Origin of the sequence: Streptomyces sp. NPDC059853 (assembly GCF_042731495.1) — a bacterium.
In the GTDB taxonomy this organism is placed as follows: domain Bacteria; phylum Actinomycetota; class Actinomycetes; order Streptomycetales; family Streptomycetaceae; genus Streptomyces.
This window is the reverse complement of the sequence record NZ_JBHWJL010000024.1, coordinates 1-20,310: the sequence shown is the minus strand read 5'-3', so window position 1 is coordinate 20,310 and position 20,310 is coordinate 1. Positions and strand designations below refer to the sequence as shown.

Annotated in this window: 18 protein-coding genes; 4 read left to right on the top strand and 14 right to left on the bottom strand. The window is 70.9% G+C overall.

Annotated elements, in window-relative coordinates:
- The first annotated feature begins 40 nt into the window (after positions 1-40).
- Both fahA and ACFV5N_RS04770 read left to right on the top strand, forming a co-directional pair.
- The gene (gene fahA, locus ACFV5N_RS04775) at positions 41-1,282 is read left to right on the top strand and encodes a fumarylacetoacetase (RefSeq protein WP_385594066.1); all 1,242 of its coding nucleotides are present in this window, start codon (positions 41-43) and stop codon (positions 1,280-1,282) included.
- A gap of 136 nt (positions 1,283-1,418) precedes the next feature.
- Positions 1,419-1,940, top strand: coding sequence for a hypothetical protein (locus ACFV5N_RS04770; RefSeq protein WP_385594063.1), 522 nt, complete (start codon positions 1,419-1,421; stop codon positions 1,938-1,940).
- Between the two features lie 98 nt (positions 1,941-2,038).
- Here ACFV5N_RS04770 and nuoN read toward each other — a convergent pair whose 3' ends face one another.
- Genes nuoN through ACFV5N_RS04700 form a run of 14 tightly spaced genes read right to left on the bottom strand, consistent with a single transcriptional unit; the run spans position 2,039 to position 18,169 of the window.
- On the bottom strand, positions 2,039-3,643 hold the full coding sequence (gene nuoN, locus ACFV5N_RS04765; protein ID WP_385594060.1) for an NADH-quinone oxidoreductase subunit NuoN: 1,605 nt from the start codon (positions 3,641-3,643) through the stop codon (positions 2,039-2,041).
- The gene (locus ACFV5N_RS04760; protein WP_385594057.1) at positions 3,636-5,261 is read right to left on the bottom strand and encodes an NADH-quinone oxidoreductase subunit M; all 1,626 of its coding nucleotides are present in this window, start codon (positions 5,259-5,261) and stop codon (positions 3,636-3,638) included. Before ACFV5N_RS04760 ends, nuoN begins: the two co-directional genes overlap by 8 nt.
- 1 nt (position 5,262) lies before the next feature.
- Positions 5,263-7,158: an NADH-quinone oxidoreductase subunit L gene (gene nuoL / locus ACFV5N_RS04755; RefSeq protein ID WP_385594054.1), complete on the bottom strand. Its 1,896-nt coding sequence runs from the start codon at positions 7,156-7,158 to the stop codon at positions 5,263-5,265.
- Positions 7,159-7,170: 12 nt separating this feature from the next.
- A complete protein-coding gene (nuoK, locus tag ACFV5N_RS04750) occupies positions 7,171-7,470 on the bottom strand; it encodes an NADH-quinone oxidoreductase subunit NuoK (RefSeq protein ID WP_385594051.1) in 300 nt (99 codons plus the stop codon).
- Entirely contained in the window at positions 7,467-8,402 is a 936-nt protein-coding gene (locus ACFV5N_RS04745) for an NADH-quinone oxidoreductase subunit J (RefSeq protein ID WP_385594048.1), read from the bottom strand. The genes nuoK and ACFV5N_RS04745 overlap by 4 nt, the downstream gene beginning before the upstream one ends.
- A complete protein-coding gene (nuoI, locus tag ACFV5N_RS04740; protein WP_385594045.1) occupies positions 8,399-9,106 on the bottom strand; it encodes an NADH-quinone oxidoreductase subunit NuoI in 708 nt (235 codons plus the stop codon). Before nuoI ends, ACFV5N_RS04745 begins: the two co-directional genes overlap by 4 nt.
- Positions 9,048-10,424: an NADH-quinone oxidoreductase subunit NuoH gene (gene nuoH / locus ACFV5N_RS04735; RefSeq protein ID WP_385594042.1), complete on the bottom strand. Its 1,377-nt coding sequence runs from the start codon at positions 10,422-10,424 to the stop codon at positions 9,048-9,050. The genes nuoI and nuoH overlap by 59 nt, the downstream gene beginning before the upstream one ends.
- Entirely contained in the window at positions 10,424-12,937 is a 2,514-nt protein-coding gene (locus ACFV5N_RS04730) for an NADH-quinone oxidoreductase subunit G (RefSeq protein ID WP_385594039.1), read from the bottom strand. Before ACFV5N_RS04730 ends, nuoH begins: the two co-directional genes overlap by 1 nt.
- The gene (nuoF, locus tag ACFV5N_RS04725; RefSeq protein ID WP_385594036.1) at positions 12,934-14,301 is read right to left on the bottom strand and encodes an NADH-quinone oxidoreductase subunit NuoF; all 1,368 of its coding nucleotides are present in this window, start codon (positions 14,299-14,301) and stop codon (positions 12,934-12,936) included. The genes ACFV5N_RS04730 and nuoF overlap by 4 nt, the downstream gene beginning before the upstream one ends.
- Positions 14,301-15,131, bottom strand: a complete 831-nt coding sequence (gene nuoE, locus ACFV5N_RS04720; RefSeq protein ID WP_385594032.1) for an NADH-quinone oxidoreductase subunit NuoE — start codon at positions 15,129-15,131, stop codon at positions 14,301-14,303. Before nuoE ends, nuoF begins: the two co-directional genes overlap by 1 nt.
- Complete coding sequence (locus ACFV5N_RS04715; RefSeq protein ID WP_385594030.1) at positions 15,128-16,486, bottom strand: NADH-quinone oxidoreductase subunit D; 1,359 nt, start codon at positions 16,484-16,486, stop codon at positions 15,128-15,130. The genes nuoE and ACFV5N_RS04715 overlap by 4 nt, the downstream gene beginning before the upstream one ends.
- The gene (locus ACFV5N_RS04710) at positions 16,486-17,199 is read right to left on the bottom strand and encodes an NADH-quinone oxidoreductase subunit C (protein ID WP_385594027.1); all 714 of its coding nucleotides are present in this window, start codon (positions 17,197-17,199) and stop codon (positions 16,486-16,488) included. Before ACFV5N_RS04710 ends, ACFV5N_RS04715 begins: the two co-directional genes overlap by 1 nt.
- Positions 17,196-17,750, bottom strand: a complete 555-nt coding sequence (locus ACFV5N_RS04705; protein WP_385594024.1) for a NuoB/complex I 20 kDa subunit family protein — start codon at positions 17,748-17,750, stop codon at positions 17,196-17,198. Before ACFV5N_RS04705 ends, ACFV5N_RS04710 begins: the two co-directional genes overlap by 4 nt.
- 59 nt (positions 17,751-17,809) lie before the next feature.
- Positions 17,810-18,169, bottom strand: a complete 360-nt coding sequence (locus ACFV5N_RS04700; RefSeq protein ID WP_030736578.1) for an NADH-quinone oxidoreductase subunit A — start codon at positions 18,167-18,169, stop codon at positions 17,810-17,812.
- A gap of 324 nt (positions 18,170-18,493) precedes the next feature.
- On the opposite strand from ACFV5N_RS04700, the gene ACFV5N_RS04695 reads away from it, so the two are divergent.
- Positions 18,494-19,273, top strand: a complete 780-nt coding sequence (locus ACFV5N_RS04695; protein ID WP_385594020.1) for a sulfite exporter TauE/SafE family protein — start codon at positions 18,494-18,496, stop codon at positions 19,271-19,273.
- A gap of 241 nt (positions 19,274-19,514) precedes the next feature.
- Positions 19,515-20,310: C40 family peptidase (locus ACFV5N_RS04690; protein WP_385594017.1), on the top strand; the 796-nt coding region annotated here is incomplete at its 3' end.

Sequence of the window (20,310 nt, the reverse complement as noted above, 5' to 3'; positions counted from 1 at the left end):
CCCCGCCCCGTAACCGACGACCTCGAAGGCGAGGCACCGCATGGCCGTCACTCCCCAGGAACTCTTCGGTCTCGACAACTTGCCCTACGGAGTGTTCAGCGTCCCCGGAGACCCCGGCGAACCCGCCCGGCGCCGGATCGGCGTCCGGTACGGCGACCACGTCCTGGACGCCGGCGCGGCGGCCCACGCACTGGGCTCGCCCCACACCCCGCTGCTCCAAGCCCCCTCCCTGGGCCCGCTGCTCGCCGCCGGACGGCCCGTGTGGCAGTCCGTGCGCGCCGCTGTGCGCGACTGGCTCGGCAACCCGGCGCACCGGGAAACCGTTTCCCCGCTGCTTCTCCCCCTTCACCCGCCCGCCGAATCCCCCCGGCCCACCTTCCATCTGCCCTTCGACGTGGCCGACTACGTGGACTTCTACGCGAGCGAGCACCACGCCACCAACGTCGGCCGGATCTTCCGCCCGGACGGCGAACCGCTCACCCCCAACTGGAAGCACCTGCCGATCGGTTACCACGGCCGGGCAGGCACGGTGGTGGTCTCCGGCACCCCGGTGGTCCGCCCCCGCGGCCAGCGCCGCCCGCCGGGGGCCGCGGCTCCCGACTTCGGCCCCAGCCGCCGGCTGGACATCGAGGCCGAGGTCGGCTTCGTCGTCGGCACCCCTTCCGAACTGGGCAGCCCGGTGCCGATGGCGGCCTTCCGCGACCACGTGTTCGGCGTGGCGCTGCTCAACGACTGGTCGGCGCGGGACCTCCAGGCCTGGGAGTACGTGCCGCTCGGCCCGTTCCTCGGCAAGTCCTTCGCCACCTCGCTGTCCCCCTGGATCACCCCGCTGGACGCCCTGGAACACGCCCGCACCACCCCGCCCCGGCGCACCCACCCGCTGCTGCCGTACCTGGACGACACCGGCCCGGACGCCGAGCCGCAGGGCCTGGACCTGCGGCTGTCGGTCCACCTGAACGGCACGCTCATCAGCGAGCCGCCGTTCTCCGCCATGTACTGGACGGCCGCCCAGCAGCTGGCCCACCTGACGGCGAACGGCGCGAGCCTGCGCACCGGCGACCTGTTCGCCTCCGGCACCGTCTCGGGGCCCGAGCCGGGCCAGCGGGGCTGTCTGCTGGAGCTGACCTGGAGCGGGGCCGAGCCGCTGCGGCTGCCGGACGGGGAGGAGCGCGCCTTCCTCGCCGACGGGGACGAGGTGACCCTCACCGCGTGGGCGCCGGGCGCGGACGGCGGCCGGATCGGCCTGGGCGAGGTGAGCGGCCGGATCCTGCCCGCCCGGTAGGGGGTGTCCGGCAGGTTGCGCCGGGGACGCGCCCGCGCAATAGGTCCGTAACCGATGAGATGATCATGCCCTTTTCGTAGGGGAGTGTCGTCGGCTCCGGATAAGGTGCCCTCACCACACAGTTCGAGGGGAACTCATGCGCAAGGCAGTACGACTCGCCGCGCCCGCGGCGCTCGCGGCGGCGGCTCTGATCCTCACCGGTTGCAGCAGCGACAGTGACAACGACAAGGACGCCAAGGGCAGTGGCTCCCAGGAGGAGACCACCACCGGCGGCGACGCCACGGACGACGAGCCCGCGGCCGACGACGCGCCGGCCGGTGGCCCCAACGCGGAGGAGCTCACCGGCTGGTGGTCCTCGGACCTGACCTCCTCGGAGGCCAACACCATCATCGTCTCCGAGGGTGAGGTCACCGCCATGCTGAACCTCAGCGCGGAGGAGGGCGACATCTGCAGCGGCACGGTGACCGACGGTGCCCTGACCCTGGACTGCGCGCTCGGCTCCGACTTCGAGTCGGCCGCCCTCACGCTGGACGGTTCCTCCCTCGACGTCGCCTGGTCCAACGGCACCACCGAGACCTACGACAAGGTTCCCGGCATGGAGGACTTCGACATGAGCGACCTGGATGAGCTGGGCGACCTGAGCGACCTCGGCTTCTGACGGTCCGCGCACCACAGCACCGCCGAGGGCCCGGATTCCCGGGGGTTTCCGGCCCCTCGGCGTGCGCGCACCGGACCGCCGGTACGGGACGCCCGGCGCTACCGCAGCACGAACACCCCGGCCTGGCCGGCCAGGTCGAGGAAGTACTGCGGCGCGATGCCCAGCACGAGCGTGACCGCCGCCGCGAGCCCGACCACCGACATCGTCAGCGGGCTCGGGATGACCACCGAGGGGCCGTCCGCCTTCGGCTCGCTGAAGAACATCAGCACGATCACCCGGACGTAGAAGAACGCCGCCACCGCCGAGGCCGCCACACCGGTGATGACCAGGCCCATCGCCCCGGCGTCCGCCGCCGCCCGGAACACCGCGAACTTCCCGGCGAACCCGGAGGTCAGCGGAATGCCCGCGAAGGCCAGCAGGAACAGCGCGAAGACCCCGGCCAGCAGCGGCGACCGCCGCCCGAGCCCGGCCCACTTCGACAGATGCGTGGCCTCGCCGCCCGCGTCCCGCACCAGCGTGACCACCGCGAACGCGCCCAGCGTCACGAAGGAGTACGCCGCCAGGTAGAACAGCACCGAGGACACCCCGTCCTCGCTCACCGCCACCACACCGGCCAGGATGAACCCGGCGTGCGCGATCGAGGAGTACGCCAGCAGCCGCTTCACATCGGTCTGGGTGATCGCGATGACCGCGCCCGCCACCATCGAGGCGATGGCCACGCCCCACAGCACCGGCTCCCAGTCCCAGCGGGTGCCGTCCAGCGCCACGTACAGCAGCCGCAGCAGCGCGCCGAACGCCGCCACCTTGGTCGCCGCGGCCATGAAGCCGGTCACCGGGGTCGGGGCGCCCTGGTACACATCGGGGGTCCACATGTGGAACGGCACCGCGCCCACCTTGAACAGCAGGCCCATGACCACCAGCGCCCCGCCGATCAGCAGCAGCGCGTCGTTGCCCATCGTCGAGGCGAGCCCCGGGTCGATGGCCGCCGGCGCGCCGCCGATGACGTCCGCGATCCCGGCGTAGGTGACGGTCCCGGCGTAGCCGTACAGCAGGGCGATGCCGAACAGCAGGAACGCCGAGGCGAAGGCGCCCAGCAGGAAGTACTTGACCGCCGCCTCCTGCGACAGCAGCCGCTTGCGGCGGGCCAGCGCGCACAGCAGGTACAGCGGCAGCGACAGCACTTCCAGGGCGATGAACAGCACCAGCAGGTCGTTGGCCATCGGGAAGATCAGCATGCCGCCGACCGCGAACAGCAGCAGCGGGAAGATCTCCGTGGTGGTGTGCCCGGCCTTCACCGCCTCCTGCTCGGCCTCACCGCCCGGCACCGCCGCCGGCTGGGCCGCGAACGAGTCCACCCGGGCACCGTGCCGGGCGGGCTCCAGGCGGCGCTCCGCGAAGAGGAACACCGACAGCAGCCCGACGAGCAGGATGACGCCCTGGAGGAAGAGGGCGGGGCCGTCCACCGCCAGGGAGCCCATGCCCGCGATCTGCGCCTCGGTGGTGGCGTGCCCGCCGGCCGCGAGGGCCACCACGGCGGCGAACGCGCCCGCCAAGCCGAGGGTGGTGAGCACCACCTGGGTGCCGTACCGGGCCGCACGGGGCGCGAACGCCTCGATCAGCACCCCGATCACGGCGACCCCGAACACGATCAGGCTCGGCAGCAGGGCCAGCCATTCGATCGAAGGAGCCTGAAGGTCATTCATGGGAGGCGCCCTCCGCTTCGGTCACGGTCACGTTCGGCTGCGGATCGGTCTTGTTGACGTCCGACAGGGTGTGCTCGACGGCCGGGTTGACGATGTCGGTGACCGGCTTGGGGTACACGCCGAGGAAGATCAGCAGCGCGATCAGCGGGGCCACCACCGCCAGTTCCCGCATCCGCAGATCCGGCAGCTTCTCCAGGCCCGGCTTCACCGGGCCGGTCATGGTGCGCTGGTACAGCACCAGGACGTACAGCGCCGCCAGCACGATGCCCACGGTGGCGATGATCCCGGCCGCCTTGTACCGGCTGAAGGTGCCCACCAGGACCAGGAACTCGCTGACGAACGGGCCGAGGCCAGGCAGCGACAGGGTGGCCAGACCGCCGACGAGGAAGGTGCCGGCCAGCACGGGCGCGGTCTTCTGCACCCCGCCGTAGTCGGCGATGAGCCGGGAGCCGCGCCGCGAGATCAGGAACCCGGCCACCAGCATCAGCGCGGCCGTCGCGATCCCGTGGTTGACCATGTACAGCGTCGCCCCGGAGTGGCCCTGGCTGGTCATCGCGAAGATGCCCAGCACGATGAACCCGAAGTGGGAGATCGACGCGTAGGCGATCAGCCGCTTCATGTCCCGCTGGCCGAGCGCCAGCAGCGCCCCGTACACGATGCTCACCAGCGACAGCACGATCACCGCCGGGGTGGCCCAGTTGCTCGCCTCCGGGAAGAGGCCGAGGCAGAACCGGAGCATCGCGAAGGTGCCGACCTTGTCCACCACGGCGGTGATGAGGACGGCCACCGGAGCGGTCGACTCGCCCATGGCGTTCGGCAGCCAGGTGTGCAGCGGCCACAGCGGCGCCTTGATGGCGAAGGCGAAGAAGAAGCCGAGGAACAGCCAGCGTTCCGTGCCGGTCCCGAAGGTCAGCTCACCGGCCGCCTTGGCGTCGGCGATCGCCGCCAGCGAGAAGGTGCCGTTGCCCAGCTGGTCGTTGGTGGCGACCCACAGGCCGATCACCGCCGCCAGCATCACCAGGCCACCGGCCAGGTTGTACAGCAGGAACTTGACGGCGGCGTAGCTGCGCTGCCGCGCCTGCCCCGCCTCGTCGCCGCCCCCGGCCCGGTCCCCGAAGCCGCCGATGAGGAAGTACATCGGGATGAGCATGGCTTCGAAGAAGATGTAGAAGAGGAAGATGTCGGTGGCGGCGAAGGACATGATGACCATCGCCTCGACCAGCAGGATCAGCGCGAAGAACCCCTGGGTGGGCCGCCACCGCTTGTTCTGCGGCGTCTCGCCCTCCCTGGGGTCCGCGTCGTTCCAGCCGGCCCCGATGAGGAACGGGATGAGGATCGCGGTGAGCCCGATCATGGCGACACCGATGCCGTCCACGCCCAACTCGTAGGTGACCCCGAAGTCCCTGATCCAGGTGAGGGATTCGGTCAGCTGATACCGGTCGGCCCCGGGCCCGGTGTCGAACCGCAGCAGCACCGCAGCCGCGAACACCACCGTGACCACCGAGAAACCCAGCGCCGTCCATTTGGCGGCCGTGCGCCGCGCCGCGGGCACCGCGGCCGTGGCCACCGCGCCGATCGCGGGGGCCAGGGCCGTGGCCGTCAGCAGGGGAAATGACATCTCAGACCGCCCTCATCAGCAGGGTCACGGCGATCAGGACCGCCGCACCGCCGAACATCGAGACCGCGTAACTGCGGGCATAGCCGTTCTGCACCCGCCGCAGCCGCCCGGAGAGACCGCCGAACGCGGCGGCCAGGCCGTTGACCACGCCGTCCACCAGCTTGTGGTCGACGTACACCAGACCCCGGGTGAGATACGTGCCGGGGGTGACGAACGCGGCGTGGTTGAAGTCGTCCTGGAGCAGGTCGCGGCGCGCCGCCCGGGTGAGGAAGCTGCCGGCCGGTGCCACCACCGGCGCCGGGCGCCGCCCGTACTGGAGGTACGCGGCGCCGACGCCGATCACCATCACGGCGGTCGCGGCCAGCGACACCGCGCCGTGCCCGACCGGGGAGTCGCCGTGGGCGAGCCCGGTGACCGGTTCCAGCCAGTGCGCGAAGGACTCGTTCAGGTTGAACGCGAAGCCGGCGCCGACCGAGCCGATCGCCAGCACGATCATCGGGATCGTCATGGTGGCGGGCGACTCGTGCGGGTGCGGCTCGTGCCCGTGCGCGTCCGGCTGCCACCGCTTCTCGCCGAAGAAGGTCAGCAGCATGATGCGCGTCATGTAGTACGCGGTGAGCGCCGCGCCGAGCAGCATCACCGAGCCCAGGATCCAGCCCTGGGTGCCGCCCTTGGAGAACCCGGCGTAGATGATCTCGTCCTTGGAGAAGAACCCGGACAGATACGGGAAGCCGATGATCGCCAGATAGGCGAGCCCGAAGGTGATGAAGGTGACGGGCATGTACCTGCGCAGGCCGCCGTACTTGCGCATGTCGACCTCGTCGTTCATGCCGTGCATGACGGACCCGGCGCCCAGGAACAGCCCGGCCTTGAAGAAGCCGTGCGTCACCAGGTGCATGATCGCGAAGGCGTAGCCGATCGGGCCGAGCCCGGCGGCCAGCATCATGTAGCCGATCTGCGACATGGTCGAGCCGGCCAGCGCCTTCTTGATGTCGTCCTTGGCGCACCCGACGATCGCCCCGAACACCAGGGTGACGGCGCCGACGACGATGACGACGGTCTGGGCGTCCGGCGCGGCGTTGAAGATGGCGCCGGAGCGGACCACCAGGTAGACACCGGCGGTGACCATGGTGGCGGCGTGGATCAGGGCCGAGACCGGGGTCGGGCCCTCCATGGCGTCGCCGAGCCAGGACTGGAGCGGCACCTGGGCGGACTTGCCGCAGGCGGCCAGCAGCAGCATGAGGCCGATGGCGGTGAGGGTGCCCTCGCCGGTGTCGGTGGCGCTGCTGAGCACCGGGCCGAAGGTGAAGGTGCCGAAGGTGGTGAACATCAGCATGATGGCGATCGACAGGCCGACGTCGCCGACCCGGTTGACGATGAACGCCTTCTTCGCGGCGGTGGCCGCGCGCGGCCGGTCCTGCCAGAAGCCGATGAGCAGGTACGAGGCGAGGCCCACACCCTCCCAGCCGGCGTACAGCAGCAGGTAGTTGTCGGCCAGGACCAGCAGCAGCATGGCGGCGAGGAAGAGGTTGAGATAGCCGAAGAACCGCCGCCGGCGCGGGTCGTGCTCCATGTAGCCCACCGAGTATAGGTGGATGAGCGAGCCGACGCCCGTGATGAGCAGGACGAACGTCATCGACAGCTGGTCGAGCTGGAAGGCGACGTCCGCCTGGAAGCCCGCCACCGGCACCCAGCTGAACAGGTGCTGGTGCAGGGTGCGGTCACCGCCCGCGCGGCCGAGCAGGTCGAAGAAGAGCACCACCGCGAGGACGAAGGACGCGGCGGCCAGCGCGGTGCCCAGCCAGTGCCCCGCGCGGTCGAGCCGCCGCCCGCCGGTGAGCAGCACCAGCGCGCCCAGCAGCGGTGCCGCGACGAGCAGTCCGATCAATGACTCCACTGGTATTACCCCTTACAGCTTCATCAGTGAGGCGTCGTCGACCGAGGCCGAGTGGCGGGAGCGGTACAGCATCACGATGATCGCCAGCCCCACCACGACCTCGGCGGCGGCGACGACCATGACGAAGAACGCCATGATCTGGCCGTCGAGGTTGCCGTGCATCCGGGAGAAGGCGACCAGCGCGAGGTTGGCGGCGTTCAGCATCAGCTCGATGCACATGAACACGACGATGGCGTTCCGCCGCAGCAGCACCCCGCAGGCGCCGAGGGTGAACAGCAGCGCCGCCAGATACAGGTAGTTGTCCGGGCTCACCGGTTCTCCTCCCCGGACTCTTCGCCGTTCGTGGTGGTGCCGTTGACCGCGGCCACGCTCGTGCCGTTGCCGTTGCCGTCGCCGTTGCCGTTCACGTCACCGCCGATGCCGTGCTGCCGCCGCTGCCCGTGGTAGGTGGCGGTGCGCTGTTCCAGGGCGGTCAGATCGCGCAGCGCCTCGCGGTGCACCTCGCGGATCTGGCCCCGGCCGCGCAGGGTGGCGTTGACGCTCAGCTCCGAGGGCGTGCCGTCGGGCAGCAGGCCGGGGATGTCCACGCCGTTGTGCCGCGCGTACACGCCCGGCGCGGGCAGCGGCGGGACGTGGGTGCCGTTCTTGATGCGGTCCACCGACTGCTCGCGCTGCGACCTGATGCGTTCGACGCGCTCGCGGTGGGTGAGCATGGTGGCGCCCACGGCCGCGATGGTCAGCAGGATGCCGGTCACCTCGAAGGCCACCACGTAGCGGGTGAACAGCAGCGACGCGAGGCCCTGGACGTTGCCGCCCGCGTTGGCCTGGCCGAGCCCGGTGAACGAGCCGCCCGCCGCCTGCCCGATCCCGGCGATCAGCAGGGTGCCGAGGCCCAGGCCGAGCAGGGCGGCCAGCCAGCGCTGCCCCTTGAGCGTCTCCTTCAGGGAGTCGGCGGCGCTCACCCCCACCAGCATCAGGACGAACAGGAACAGCATCATCACGGCGCCGGTGTAGACGACGATCTGCACCACGCCGAGGAAGTAGGCGCCGTTGGCGAGGTAGAACAGCGCCAGGATGATCATGGTGCTGGCCAGGCAGAGCGCGGAGTACACCGCGCGCCGCATCAGCACCGTGCCCAGGCCCCCGGCCACCGCGATCGGGGCGAGGATCCAGAACTGCACGGACTCCCCGGTGGAGGTGGAGGTCTCGGCGGCCAGGGTGCCCATGGTGCTCAGCGCGTTCATGCCGGCACCCCCGAACCGCCGCCGGCGCCGGGGGCGTCGGCGGCCGGGTCGGGCAGCTTGCCGGCTTCTGAGAGGGCGTCGACGGTGATGTCGTCCTCGCCCGGCTCCCCCTTGGAGCGGGCCACCTGCCGGACGGTCCCGGGCGCGGCGGCCTTCACCTCGCCCCGGTAGTACGTCTGCTCGTCGGCGCCGGGGTAGAGGGCGTGCGGCGAGTCGACCATGCCGTCCTGGAGCCCGGCCAGCAGCTCCTCCTTGGTGTAGATCAGGGAGGCGCGGGTGCGGTCGGCCAGCTCGTACTCGTTCGTCATGGTGAGCGCCCGGGTGGGGCACGCCTCGACGCACAGGCCGCACAGGATGCAGCGCAGATAGTTGATCTGGTAGACGCGGCCGTACCGCTCACCCGGGGAGTAGCGCTCCTCCTCGGTGTTGTCGGCGCCCTCCACGTAGATGGCGTCGGCCGGACAGGCCCAGGCGCACAGCTCGCAGCCGATGCACTTCTCCAGACCGTCGGGGTGACGGTTGAGCTGGTGCCGGCCGTGGAAGCGCGGCGCGGTGGGCTTCTTCTCCTCGGGGTACTGCTCGGTGAGGCGCTTCTTGAACATGGCCTTGAAGGTCACGCCGAAGCCGCCCACGGGATTCCGGAACTCAGGCACCGTCGCCCTCCTTTCCTTGGGTTCCCTCGTCGGTATCGGCGGTGTCGGCATGCGCCGCGACGCCCGCCGTGGGTCCGCGCGACGGCCGTCGGGGCACCGGCGGCAGCGTCTGCCCCGGCAGCGGCGGTACGGGGAATCCGCCCGCCATGGGATCGAACGGCTCCTCCGGGCGGTCCGCCTCCTCCGCGGCGCGGCGTTCGTCGGCGCGGTCGCGGAAGATGTCCACGACGAAGGAGACGAGCAGCAGGACGATCACGCCGCCGACCACCCACAGGACGATGTCGCGGAAGCCGTAGCCCTCGTTCTGCATGGCCCGCACGGTGGCGACCAGCATCAGCCAGACCAGCGCGACCGGGATCAGCACCTTCCAGCCGAGCTTCATCAGCTGGTCGTAGCGCACCCGGGGCAGCGAGGCCCGGGCCCAGACAAAGAGGAAGATGACCGCCAGCATCTTGAGGGTGAACCACAGCATCGGCCACCAGCCGGAGTTGGCGCCCTCCCAGAAGCTCAGCGGCGCCGGGGCCCGCCAGCCGCCCAGGAAGAGGGTGACCATCAGCATGGACACGATGACCATGTGGATGTACTCGGACATCATGAAGAACGCGAACTTGATGGACGAGTACTCGGTGAGATAGCCGCCGACCAGGTCGCCCTCGGACTCCGGCATGTCGAACGGCAGCCGGTGCGACTCGCCGACCATCGCGACCGTGTAGATCAGGAAGGACACCGGCAGCAGCACCAGGAACCAGCGGTCGCTCTGCGCGTCCACGATGCCCGAGGTGGACATCGTCCCGGAGTAGAGGAAGACGGCGGCGAAGCTGAGGCCCATGGCCACCTCGTAGGAGATGACCTGCGCCGTGGCCCGCACCCCGCCGAGCAGCGGATAGGTGGAGTTGGAGGACCAGCCGGCCAGCACCGTGCCGTACACGGTGATCGCGGCGGTGGCCAGCACCAGCAGCAGCGCCACCGGCAGATCGGTGAGCTGGAGCGCGGTGCGGGTGCCGAAGATGCTCACCGGGTTGTCGGCGGGGCCGAACGGGATGACCGCCACGGCCATGAAGGCGGGGATCGTCGCCAGGGCGGGGGCGAGGATGAAGAGCACCTTGTCGGCGCCCTTGACGACGATGTCCTCCTTCAGCATCAGCTTGATGCCGTCGAACAGCGACTGGAGCATGCCCCACGGACCGTGCCGGTTGGGGCCGATCCGCAGCTGCATCCAGCCGAGCACCTTGCGCTCCATGACGATGCAGATCAGCACCGTCAGCAGCAGGAAGGCGAAGCAGAACACCGCCTTGAGCAGGATCAGCCAGAAGGGGTCTCCGCCGAACATCGACAGATCCGCCTCCTGGGCGAGGGTGGTCGTACGCATCAGGCGTTCACCTCCTCGGCGACCGTCGCACCGATGGTGACCACGGCGCCGGGCACGGCACCGAGGTCGGAGTAGGCGCCGCCGCCCAGCGAGTTGAGCGGCAGCCATACCACCCGGTCCGGCATCTCCGCGGTGACGGCCAGCGGCAGCACCACGGAACCGGCGGGCCCGGTGACGGTCAGCGGCTCACCGTCGGCGACTCCGGCCTCCTCGGCGGTGGCCGGGGACAGCCGGGCGACGGTGGCGTGCCGGGTGCCGGCCAGCGCCTCGTCCCCCTGCTGCAGCAGGCCCTGGTCGAGCAGCATCCGGTGTCCGGCCAGCACCGCCTCGCCCGGCTCGGGGCTCGGCAGCTCCACCGGGGTGGCGGTCGGGCCCAGCGGCAGATCGCCCGTCCACGGCTCCAGGCCGTCGATCTCGGCCCGGATGGTGGGCAGATCGGGCAGCCCGAGGTGGACGTCCATGGCGTCCGCCAGCATGTTCAGCGCGCGGGCGTCGGTCTGCACCAGGCGCCGCGTCATCTGGTCGGGCTTCACGGCGGCCTCGAACGGACGGGCCCGGCCCTCCCAGTTGAGGAAGGTGCCGCCCTTCTCCACCACGGCCGCCACCGGCAGCACTACATGGGCGCGGTCGGTGACCTCGGACGGGCGCAGTTCGAGCGACACCAGGAAGCCGGTGTCCGCCACCGTGTCCAGGGCCCGGCGGGCCAGCGCCGGGTCGGGCAGGTCCGCGACCTCGACCCCGCCGACCACCAGGGCGCCGATCTCGCCGGCCGCCGCGGCCTCGATGATCTGCCCGGTGTCGCGGCCCGCGCGCTCGGGCAGCGCGGCCACGCCCCAGGCGGCGGCGATCTCCCGGCGCGCCCGCGGGTCGTCGGCCGGCCGGCCGCCGGGCAGCAGCCCGGGCAGCGCGCCCACCTCGATGGCGCCGCGCTCACCGGCGCGGCGCGGGATCCACACCAGCCGGGCGCCGCTGGATCCGGCCAGCGCCACCGCGGCGGTGTACCCGCCGGGGACGGCGGCCAGCCGCTCGCCGACCACGATCAGCGCGCCGTCGGCCGCGATGGCCTCGCGCGCCGCGCGGCCGTCCGGGCCGAGCCCGCTGCCGCTCGCCAGCGCCTCCAGCCAGCCCGTCTCGGTGCCCGGCGCGGCCGGCAGCAGGGTGCCGCCGGCCTTCGCCAGGCCCGGGGTGATGTGGGAGGCCAGCGAGAAGACCCGCGCCCCGCGCTTGCGGTGCGCCTTGCGCAGCCGCAGGAAGACGCTGGGCGCCTCCTCCTCCGACTCGAATCCCACCAGCAGCACGGCGGGCGCGGCCTCCAGCGCGCGGAAGGTCAGCCCCTGTGTGCCGTCCAGGTCCACGCCGTGTCCGGCGACCTGGGAGGCGAGGAACGCGGCCTCCTCCTGGCTGTGCACCCGGGCCCGGAAGTCGATGTCGTGGGTGTGCAGCGCTACCCGGGCGAACTTGGCGTAGGCGTAGGCGTCCTCGACGGTGCCGCGGCCGCCGGTGAGCACGGCGGCGCCCCGCTCCCGGCCCGCGGTCAGCCCGCGGGCGGCGGCCTCCAGGGCCTCCGGCCAGCTCGCCGGGACGAGTTCGCCGCTGTCGGCGTCCCGCACCAGCGGCGTCGTCAGCCGGTCACGCTGCTGGGCGTACCGGAACGCGAACCGGCCCTTGTCGCAGATCCACTCCTCGTTGACCTCGGGGTTCTCCTCGGCGAGCCGCCGCATGACCTTGCCGCGCCGGTGGTCGGTGCGGATGCCGCAGCCGCCGGCGCAGTGCTCGCACACGCCGGGCGAGGAGACCAGGTCGAAGGGGCGGGAGCGGAAGCGGTAGGCGGCCGAGGTGAGCGCGCCGACCGGGCAGATCTGGATGGTGTTGCCGGAGAAGTAGGACTCGAACGGGTCCCCTTCGCCGATCCCGACCTGCTGGAGGGCGCCCCGGTCCACCATCTCGATGATGGGGTCACCGGCGATCTGGTTGGAGAAGCGGGTGCAGCGGGCGCACAGGACGCACCGCTCCCGGTCGAGCAGCACCTGGGTGGAGATCGGCACCGGCTTCTCGAAGGTCCGCTTGCGGCCCTCGAACCGGCTCTCGGCCGCCCCGGTGGTCATCGCCTGGTTCTGCAGGGGGCATTCGCCGCCCTTGTCGCAGACGGGGCAGTCCAGCGGGTGGTTGATGAGCAGCAGCTCCATCACGCCGCGCTGCGCCTTCTCGGCGACGGGCGAGGAGAGCTGGGTCTTGACGACCATGCCCTCGGTGCAGGTGATGGTGCAGGAGGCCATCGGCTTGCGCTGGCCCTCGACCTCGACGATGCACTGCCGGCAGGCGCCGGCCGGGTCGAGCGCCGGGTGGTCGCAGAACCGGGGGATCTCGATGCCCAGTTGCTCGGCGGCGCGGATCACCAGGGTGCCCTTGGGCACGGAGAGCGCGATGCCGTCGATCGTGAGGGAGACCAGGTCCTCCTGCGCCGGCCGGGCGGCCTGCCCACCACCGTTCTTGGCGTCGGTGGTGACCGTCATGCCTTCACCTCCACTGATGCGTTCGAGTCGTCGTCCGCCCAGACGGTGGACTTGGCGGGATCGAAGGGGCAGCCGCGCCCGGTGATGTGCTGTTCGTACTCCGCGCGGAAGTACTTCAGGGAGGAGAAGATCGGCGAGGCCGCTCCGTCCCCGAGGGCGCAGAAGGACTTGCCGTTGATGTTGTCGGCGATGTCCGCGAGCTTGTCGAGATCGTCCGGCCGGCCCTTGCCCGCCTCGATGTCGCGCAGCAGCTGCACCAGCCAGTACGTGCCCTCGCGGCACGGGGTGCACTTGCCGCAGGACTCGTGCGCGTAGAACTCGGTCCAGCGGGTGACGGCCCGCACCACGCAGGTCGTCTCGTCGAAGCACTGGAGCGCCTTGGTGCCGAGCATCGACCCGGCGGCGCCGACGCCCTCGTAGTCGAGGGGGACGTCGAGGTGCTCGTCGGTGAACATCGGCGTGGAGGAGCCGCCCGGGGTCCAGAACTTCAGCCGGTGGCCGGGGCGCATCCCGCCGCTCAGTTCCAGCAGCTCCCGCAGGGTGATGCCCAGCGGCGCCTCGTACTGGCCGGGGCGGGCCACGTGGCCGGAGAGGGAGTAGAGCGTGAAGCCGGGGGACTTCTCGCTGCCCATGGACTTGAACCAGTCCTTGCCGCGGTCGATGATCGCGGGCACCGAGGCGATGGACTCCACGTTGTTGACCACGGTGGGGCTGGCGTACAGACCGGCGATCGCGGGGAACGGCGGGCGCAGCCTGGGCTGTCCGCGCCGGCCCTCCAGCGAGTCGAGCAGCGCGGTCTCCTCGCCGCAGATGTACGCGCCGGCCCCGGCGTGCACGGTCACCTGGAGGTCCTTGCCGGGGCCGAGGGCGTCCTTGCCGAGGAACCCGGCGGCGTACGCCTCGGCCACCGCGGCGTGCAGCCGCCGCAGCACGGGCACCACTTCGCCGCGCAGGTAGATGAAGGCGTGCGCGGAGCGGATCGCGTGGCAGGCGATGACGATGCCCTCGATGAGGGAGTGCGGGTTGGCGTAGAGCAGCGGGATGTCCTTGCAGGTGCCCGGCTCGGACTCGTCGGCGTTGACGACGAGGTAGTGCGGCTTGCCGTCGCCCTGCGGGATGAACTGCCACTTCATGCCGGTGGGGAAGCCGGCGCCGCCCCTTCCCCGGAGTCCGGAGTCCTTGACGTAGGCGATGACGTCGTCGGGCTCCATGTCCAGCGCCTTGCGCAGGCCCCGGTAGCCGCCGTGGGCCCGGTAGGTGTCCAGGGTCCAGGATTCGGGCTGGTCCCAGAAGGCGGACAGCACCGGGGTGAGCAGCTTCTCCGGGCCGCCGTTGCGTGCGGTGTCGTCGGTGCTCACGATCATCACTCCCCCTCCTCGGCGGCCGGCCCGGCGGGGTGGTGCGGGTCGGAGGCCGATGTCTGCTGGGGCGCGTCGTGCGAACTTGGGTGCTCGGCCGGCTGCTCGCCGGCCGGCCGGTCGGCGCCGCGCTGGGTGACCACCCGGCCGGGGCCGGACTCGCCCTTGGCCAGCCGCAGTCCGGCCAGCGAGGCGGGGCCGGCGCTGCCGCCGGCGGCGGTGGCGCCGGGGCGCTCGTCCGGGAAGCCGGCCAGGGTGCGGGCGGTCTTCTTGAAGTCGCACAGGGGCGCGCCGCGGGTGGGGACGACCTTGCGGCCGGCCCGCAGGTCGTCGACGAGGCGCTTGGCGGACTCGATCGTCTGGTTGTCGAAGAACTCCCAGTTGATCATCACCACGGGGGCGTAGTCGCAGGCCGCGTTGCACTCGATGTGTTCGAGGGTGACCTTGCCGTCCTCGGTGGTCTCGCCGTTGCCCAGCTCCAGGTGCTCCTGGAGGGCGGCGAAGATGGCGTCGCCGCCGAGCACCGCGCACAGCGTGTTGGTGCACACCCCGACCTGGTAGTCGCCGGAGGGCTTGCGCCGGTACATGGAGTAGAAGGTGGCCACGGCCGTCACTTCGGCGGTGGTCAGCCCGAGGACGTCGGCGCAGAAGCCGATGCCGGTGCGGGTGACGTACCCCTCCTCCGACTGCACGAGGTGCAGCAGCGGCAGCAGCGCGGAGCGGGAGTCGGGGTAGCGGCCGATGATCTCGCGCGCGTCCGCGGTCAGCCGCTCGCGTACCTCGTCCGGGTAGGCGGGCGGCGGGAGCTGGGGCATCCCCAGCTGGACGTCCGTCATCGGTCGACTCCTCCCATCACGGGGTCGATGGAGGCGACCGCGACGATGACGTCGGCGACCATGCCGCCCTCGCACATCGCGGCCATCGCCTGGAGGTTGGTGAAGGACGGGTCGCGGAAGTGGACCCGGTAGGGGCGGGTGCCGCCGTCGCTGACCATGTGGACGCCGAGTTCGCCCTTGGGGGACTCGACGGCCGTGTACACCTGGCCGGGCGGGACCCGGAAGCCCTCGGTCACCAGCTTGAAGTGGTGGATGAGGGCTTCCATGGAGGTGCCCATGATGGTGCGGATGTGGTCGAGCGAGTTGCCGAGCCCGTCGGGGCCGAGGGCGAGCTGCGCGGGCCAGGCGATCTTCTTGTCGCCGACCATGACCGGGCCCGGCTCCAGCCGGTCGATGCACTGCTCCATGATCCGCAGCGACTGGTGCATCTCCTCAAGGCGCAGCAGGAAGCGGCCCATGGAGTCGCAGGTGTCGGTGGTCGGCACCTCGAAGTCGTAGGTCTCGTACCCGCAGTACGGGTCGGACTTGCGCAGGTCGTGGGGCAGTCCGGCGGAGCGCAGCACGGGGCCGGTGGCGCCGAGGGCGAGGCAGCCGGCGAGGTCGAGGTAGCCGACGTCGGTCAGCCGGGCCTTGAAGACCGGGTTGCCGGTGCAGAGCTTGTCGTACTCGGGCAGGTTCTTCTTCATCTTGCGGATGAAGTCCCGCAGCTGGTCGATGGCGCCGGGCGGCAGGTCCTGGGCGAGGCCGCCGGGGCGGATGTAGGCGCTGTTCATCCGCAGGCCGGTGATCAGCTCGAAGATGTCCAGGCAGTGCTCGCGGTCCCGGAAGCCGTAGATCATGACCGTGGTGGCGCCCAGCTCCATGCCGCCGGTGGCGATGGCCACCAGGTGGGAGGAGAGCCGGTTCAGCTCCATGAGGAGGACCCGGATGACGGTGGCGCGGTCCGGGATGTCGTCGGTGATGCCGAGGAGCTTCTCGACCCCGAGGCAGTAGGCGGCCTCGTTGTAGAAGGGGGTGAGGTAGTCCATCCGCGTGACGAAGGTGGTGCCCTGCGTCCAGGTGCGGTATTCGAGGTTCTTCTCGATCCCGGTGTGCAGGTAGCCGATGCCGGCCCGCGCCTCGGTGACGGTCTCGCCGTCGATCTCCAGGATCAGCCGCAGCACCCCGTGGGTGGACGGGTGCTGGGGGCCCATGTTGACGATGATCCGCTCGTCGTCGGAGCGGCGGCTCACCGTCTCGGCGATCTCGTCCCAGTCGCCGCCGCTGACGGTGTAGACGGTCCCCTCGGTGGTTTCCCGGGCCCCGGCCGACGCCGTCGCCCGGGGCGTGGTCCCGGTGGTGTGGGATGTGGACATCAGCTGTACGACCTCCGCTGGTCGGGAGCCGGAATCTGGGCGCCCTTGTACTCGACGGGGATGCCGCCGAGCGGGTAGTCCTTGCGCTGCGGGAAGCCCTGCCAGTCGTCGGGCATCATGATCCGGGTGAGCGCGGGGTGGCCGTCGAAGACGATGCCGAAGAAGTCGAACGTCTCGCGCTCGTGCCAGTCGTTGGTCGGATAGATGTCCACGACGGACGGGATGTGCGGGTCGGCGTCGGGGACGGAGACCTCCAGCCGGATCAGCCGGCTGTGGGTGATCGAGCGCAGGTGGTAGACGGCGTGCAGTTCCCGGCCGGTGTCGGCGGGGTTGTGCACCCCGCTCACCCCGGTGCACAGCTCGAACCGCAGCGCGGGATCGTCGCGCAGGATGCGGGCCACCTGGGGCAGATAGGCGCGCGCGATGTGGAAGGTCAGCTCGTCGCGGTCCACGACGGTCTTCTCGATGGCGGTCTCCGGGTCGACGCCCTGTTCCTCCAGGGCGCCCTCCAGTTCGTCGGCGACCTCGTCGAAGTAGCCGCCGTAGGGCCGGGAGGAGGCGCCGGGCATACGGACGGTGCGCTGCAGCCCGCCGTATCCGGAGGTGTCGCCGCCGTTGTTGGCGCCGAACATGCCGCGGCGCCGGGCGATGGTCTCCCCGGTGTTCCCGCGGGGTGCCGGGACTCCGCCGGCCCGCTCGCTGTCGTCACTCACCGCAGCAGCCCCTTCATCTCGATGGTGGGAAGGGCCTTCAGCGCGGCTTCCTCCGCTTCCCGGGCGGCCTGCTCGCGGTTGACGCCGAGCTTCTCCTCGCGGATCTTCTGGTGCAGCTTGAGGATCGCGTCCATCAGCATCTCGGGCCGGGGCGGGCAGCCGGGGAGGTAGATGTCGACCGGCACCACGTGGTCGACGCCCTGCACGATCGCGTAGTTGTTGAACATCCCGCCCGAGGACGCGCACACCCCCATGGAGATGACCCACTTGGGGTTGGGCATCTGGTCGTAGACCTGCCGCAGCACGGGCGCCATCTTCTGGCTGACCCGCCCGGCCACGATCATCAGGTCCGCCTGCCGCGGGGAGCCGCGGAAGACCTCCATACCGAAACGGGCCAGGTCGTAGCGCCCGGCCCCGGTGGTCATCATCTCGATCGCACAGCAGGCCAGACCGAAGGTGGCCGGGAAGACCGACGACTTCCGCGACAGCCCGGCCAGCTGCTCGACGGTGCTCAGCAGGAATCCACTGGGAATTTTGTCTTCGAGACCCATGGGAACGCCCTTCCTGGGTTTGTCATGTATCAGGCGCGCGGCTGCTTCCGCCGGCTAGGTCAGTCCCATTCGAGTCCTCCCCGGCGCCAGTCATAGGCGTAGGCGACACCGATGAGGCCGACGAAGACGGCCATCTGCGCGAGCCCGAACATCCCCAGGGCGTCGAAGTGCACGGCCCAGGGATAAAGAAAGACGATCTCGATGTCGAAGATGATGAAGAGCATCGCCGTCAGGTAGTACTTCACCGGGAAGCGACCACCACCGGCGGGCTGCGGGGTCGGCTCCACGCCGCACTCGTACGCGGACAACTTGGCCCGGTTGTAGCGCTTGGGACCGACGATCGATGCGAGCACCAGGGACATCACGACGAAGCCCGCCCCGAGGGCCCCCAGTACGAGGATGGGAACGTACGCGTTCACCGCACCTCGCTCCTTCCAGTCAACGGCGACTGCTAGCGATGAAGATCAGATCTATGTGAGTCAGTTCACAAGGCTGGTGAGCATCCTAAGCCCGGGCCCTGTGACCTTCGACACTGGGGCACCGACGAAGTTTGTGATCTCTCCCACCCGACGAACGCGACGAACCCAAGGTATGCCACCCCACTGACACACAACGCGACGAACCCGATACGGACCGCCAAATCCGGAAGTAGTGGGCCGTGACAACCAGCCGCCGCCTTTACCACTGCATGGTCAGTACAAGCAAATTCGCAGCAGGAATGGGTATCTGGTATATGGCGAGCGGTGCCTGACATATCCCTGACCACCGTCGTCCTGCTCTGCCTCGCCGCCGCCCTCGCGGGCTGGATCGACGCGGTCGTGGGCGGCGGAGGTCTGCTGCTGCTCCCCGCCCTGCTCATCGGCTTCCCGCACCTCGCCCCGGCGTACGCGCTCGGCACCAACAAGGCCGTGGCGATCACCGGTACGTCGATCGCGGCCGTCACCTACGCGCGGAAAACCCCCGTCGACCGTGCCCTCGCGGCCCGGCTCGGCGGCCTCGCCGTGCTGTCGGCCGGCGGCGGCGCACTGTTCGCATCCGCGGTCGACAAGGAGATCCTGCAGCCGCTGATCATGGTCGTCCTGCTCGGCGTGGCCGTGTTCGTCGTCCGGAAACCGCGCTTCGGCGCCCAGGCCACCGGGCGTGATGTCACCCGCCGGCGCCGCCTGCTGGCCCTCGCCGTGGCCGGGGTCGCGGTCGCCTTCTACGACGGTCTGATCGGCCCGGGAACCGGCACCTTCCTGGTCATATCCCTGGTGGCGATCCTCCATCTGGACATGCTCACCGCGTCCGCCACCGCCAAGGTCGTGAACGTCGGCACAAACCTGGGCGCCCTGCTGGTGTTCGGCGCGACCGGCACCGTGCTGTGGAAACTGGCGGCGGGCATGGCGGTGTTCAACATGGCGGGCGGCTGGATCGGCGCTCACATGGCGGTGCGCAGGGGCAGCGGCTTCGTCCGCGCCGTCCTGCTCGTGGTCGTGACGGCGCTGGTGGTGCGCCTGGCGTACGACCAGTGGTGGTCGTGACGTGCGCCACGGCGGCTCCCGGCTGACACTCCGACAGATTGCCCGCGGACCCGCCGCGTGCTAGCCAATGGGGCATTCCGGACAACGCCCAGCACACGCGCACCGCGCCAACCGCCGGACGAGCGCCCGCCCCAGGGAGCAAAAGGGACCAAGCTACCCATTCCAAACGCCGTTTATCGCACCTGTGGCGCACGCCACAACAATTGAGAACAACCGGACATCACTGGTACGGATGATGTCCATGTCCCCAATCCGTTACCGAGGCCGGCACCGCAAGCCGTCCCGTGCCAGCACTCTGATACGCGGCGGAGTCCTCTCCGGCGTGGTCGGCACCGTCGCCGTCACCGGGGCCGCCACGCCCGCCAACGCGGCCGAGGACCCGGTGGAGACGACCGCGGAGCTGCGCGCTCTGAACGAGGTCCTCTCCGCCTCCGTCAGCCAGGCGGCCCGGGCCACCGAGACGTACGCCGACCTGTCCGGCCTGCGTCAGCAGCACCAGCGCGCCGAGCAGCGCGCCTTCAGCACCGCCCAGCAGGCCGCCGCCGAACAGCGCGCCGAGGAGGAGGCCGCGGCCGAGGCCGCCGCCGAGGCCGCCCGCCGCGCGGCCGAGGAAGCCGCCGCCGAGCGCGAGGCCGAGGAAGCCGCCTCCCGCTCCGCCGAGCGCAGCACCCTGGCCGCCGCCTCCGCGCCCGCGGCCACCGAATCCGCCCCCGCGCCGGCCCCCGCCCCCAGCGGCAGCGCCGCTGCGGTCGTCTCCTTCGCCCAGGCCCAGCTCGGCGACGCCTATGTCATGGGCGCCACCGGCCCCGACGCCTGGGACTGCTCCAGCCTGGTGCAGGCGGCGTACGCCTCGGCCGGCGTCTCCCTCCCCCGCACCTCCCAGCCGCAGTCCACCTCCGGCACCCAGGTCTCGCTGAGCAACCTCCAGCCCGGCGACATCCTCTACTGGGGCAGCGCCGGCAGCGCGTACCACGTGGCGATCTACATCGGCGGCGGCCAGTTCATCGGCGCCCAGAACTCCTCCACCGGTGTCGTGC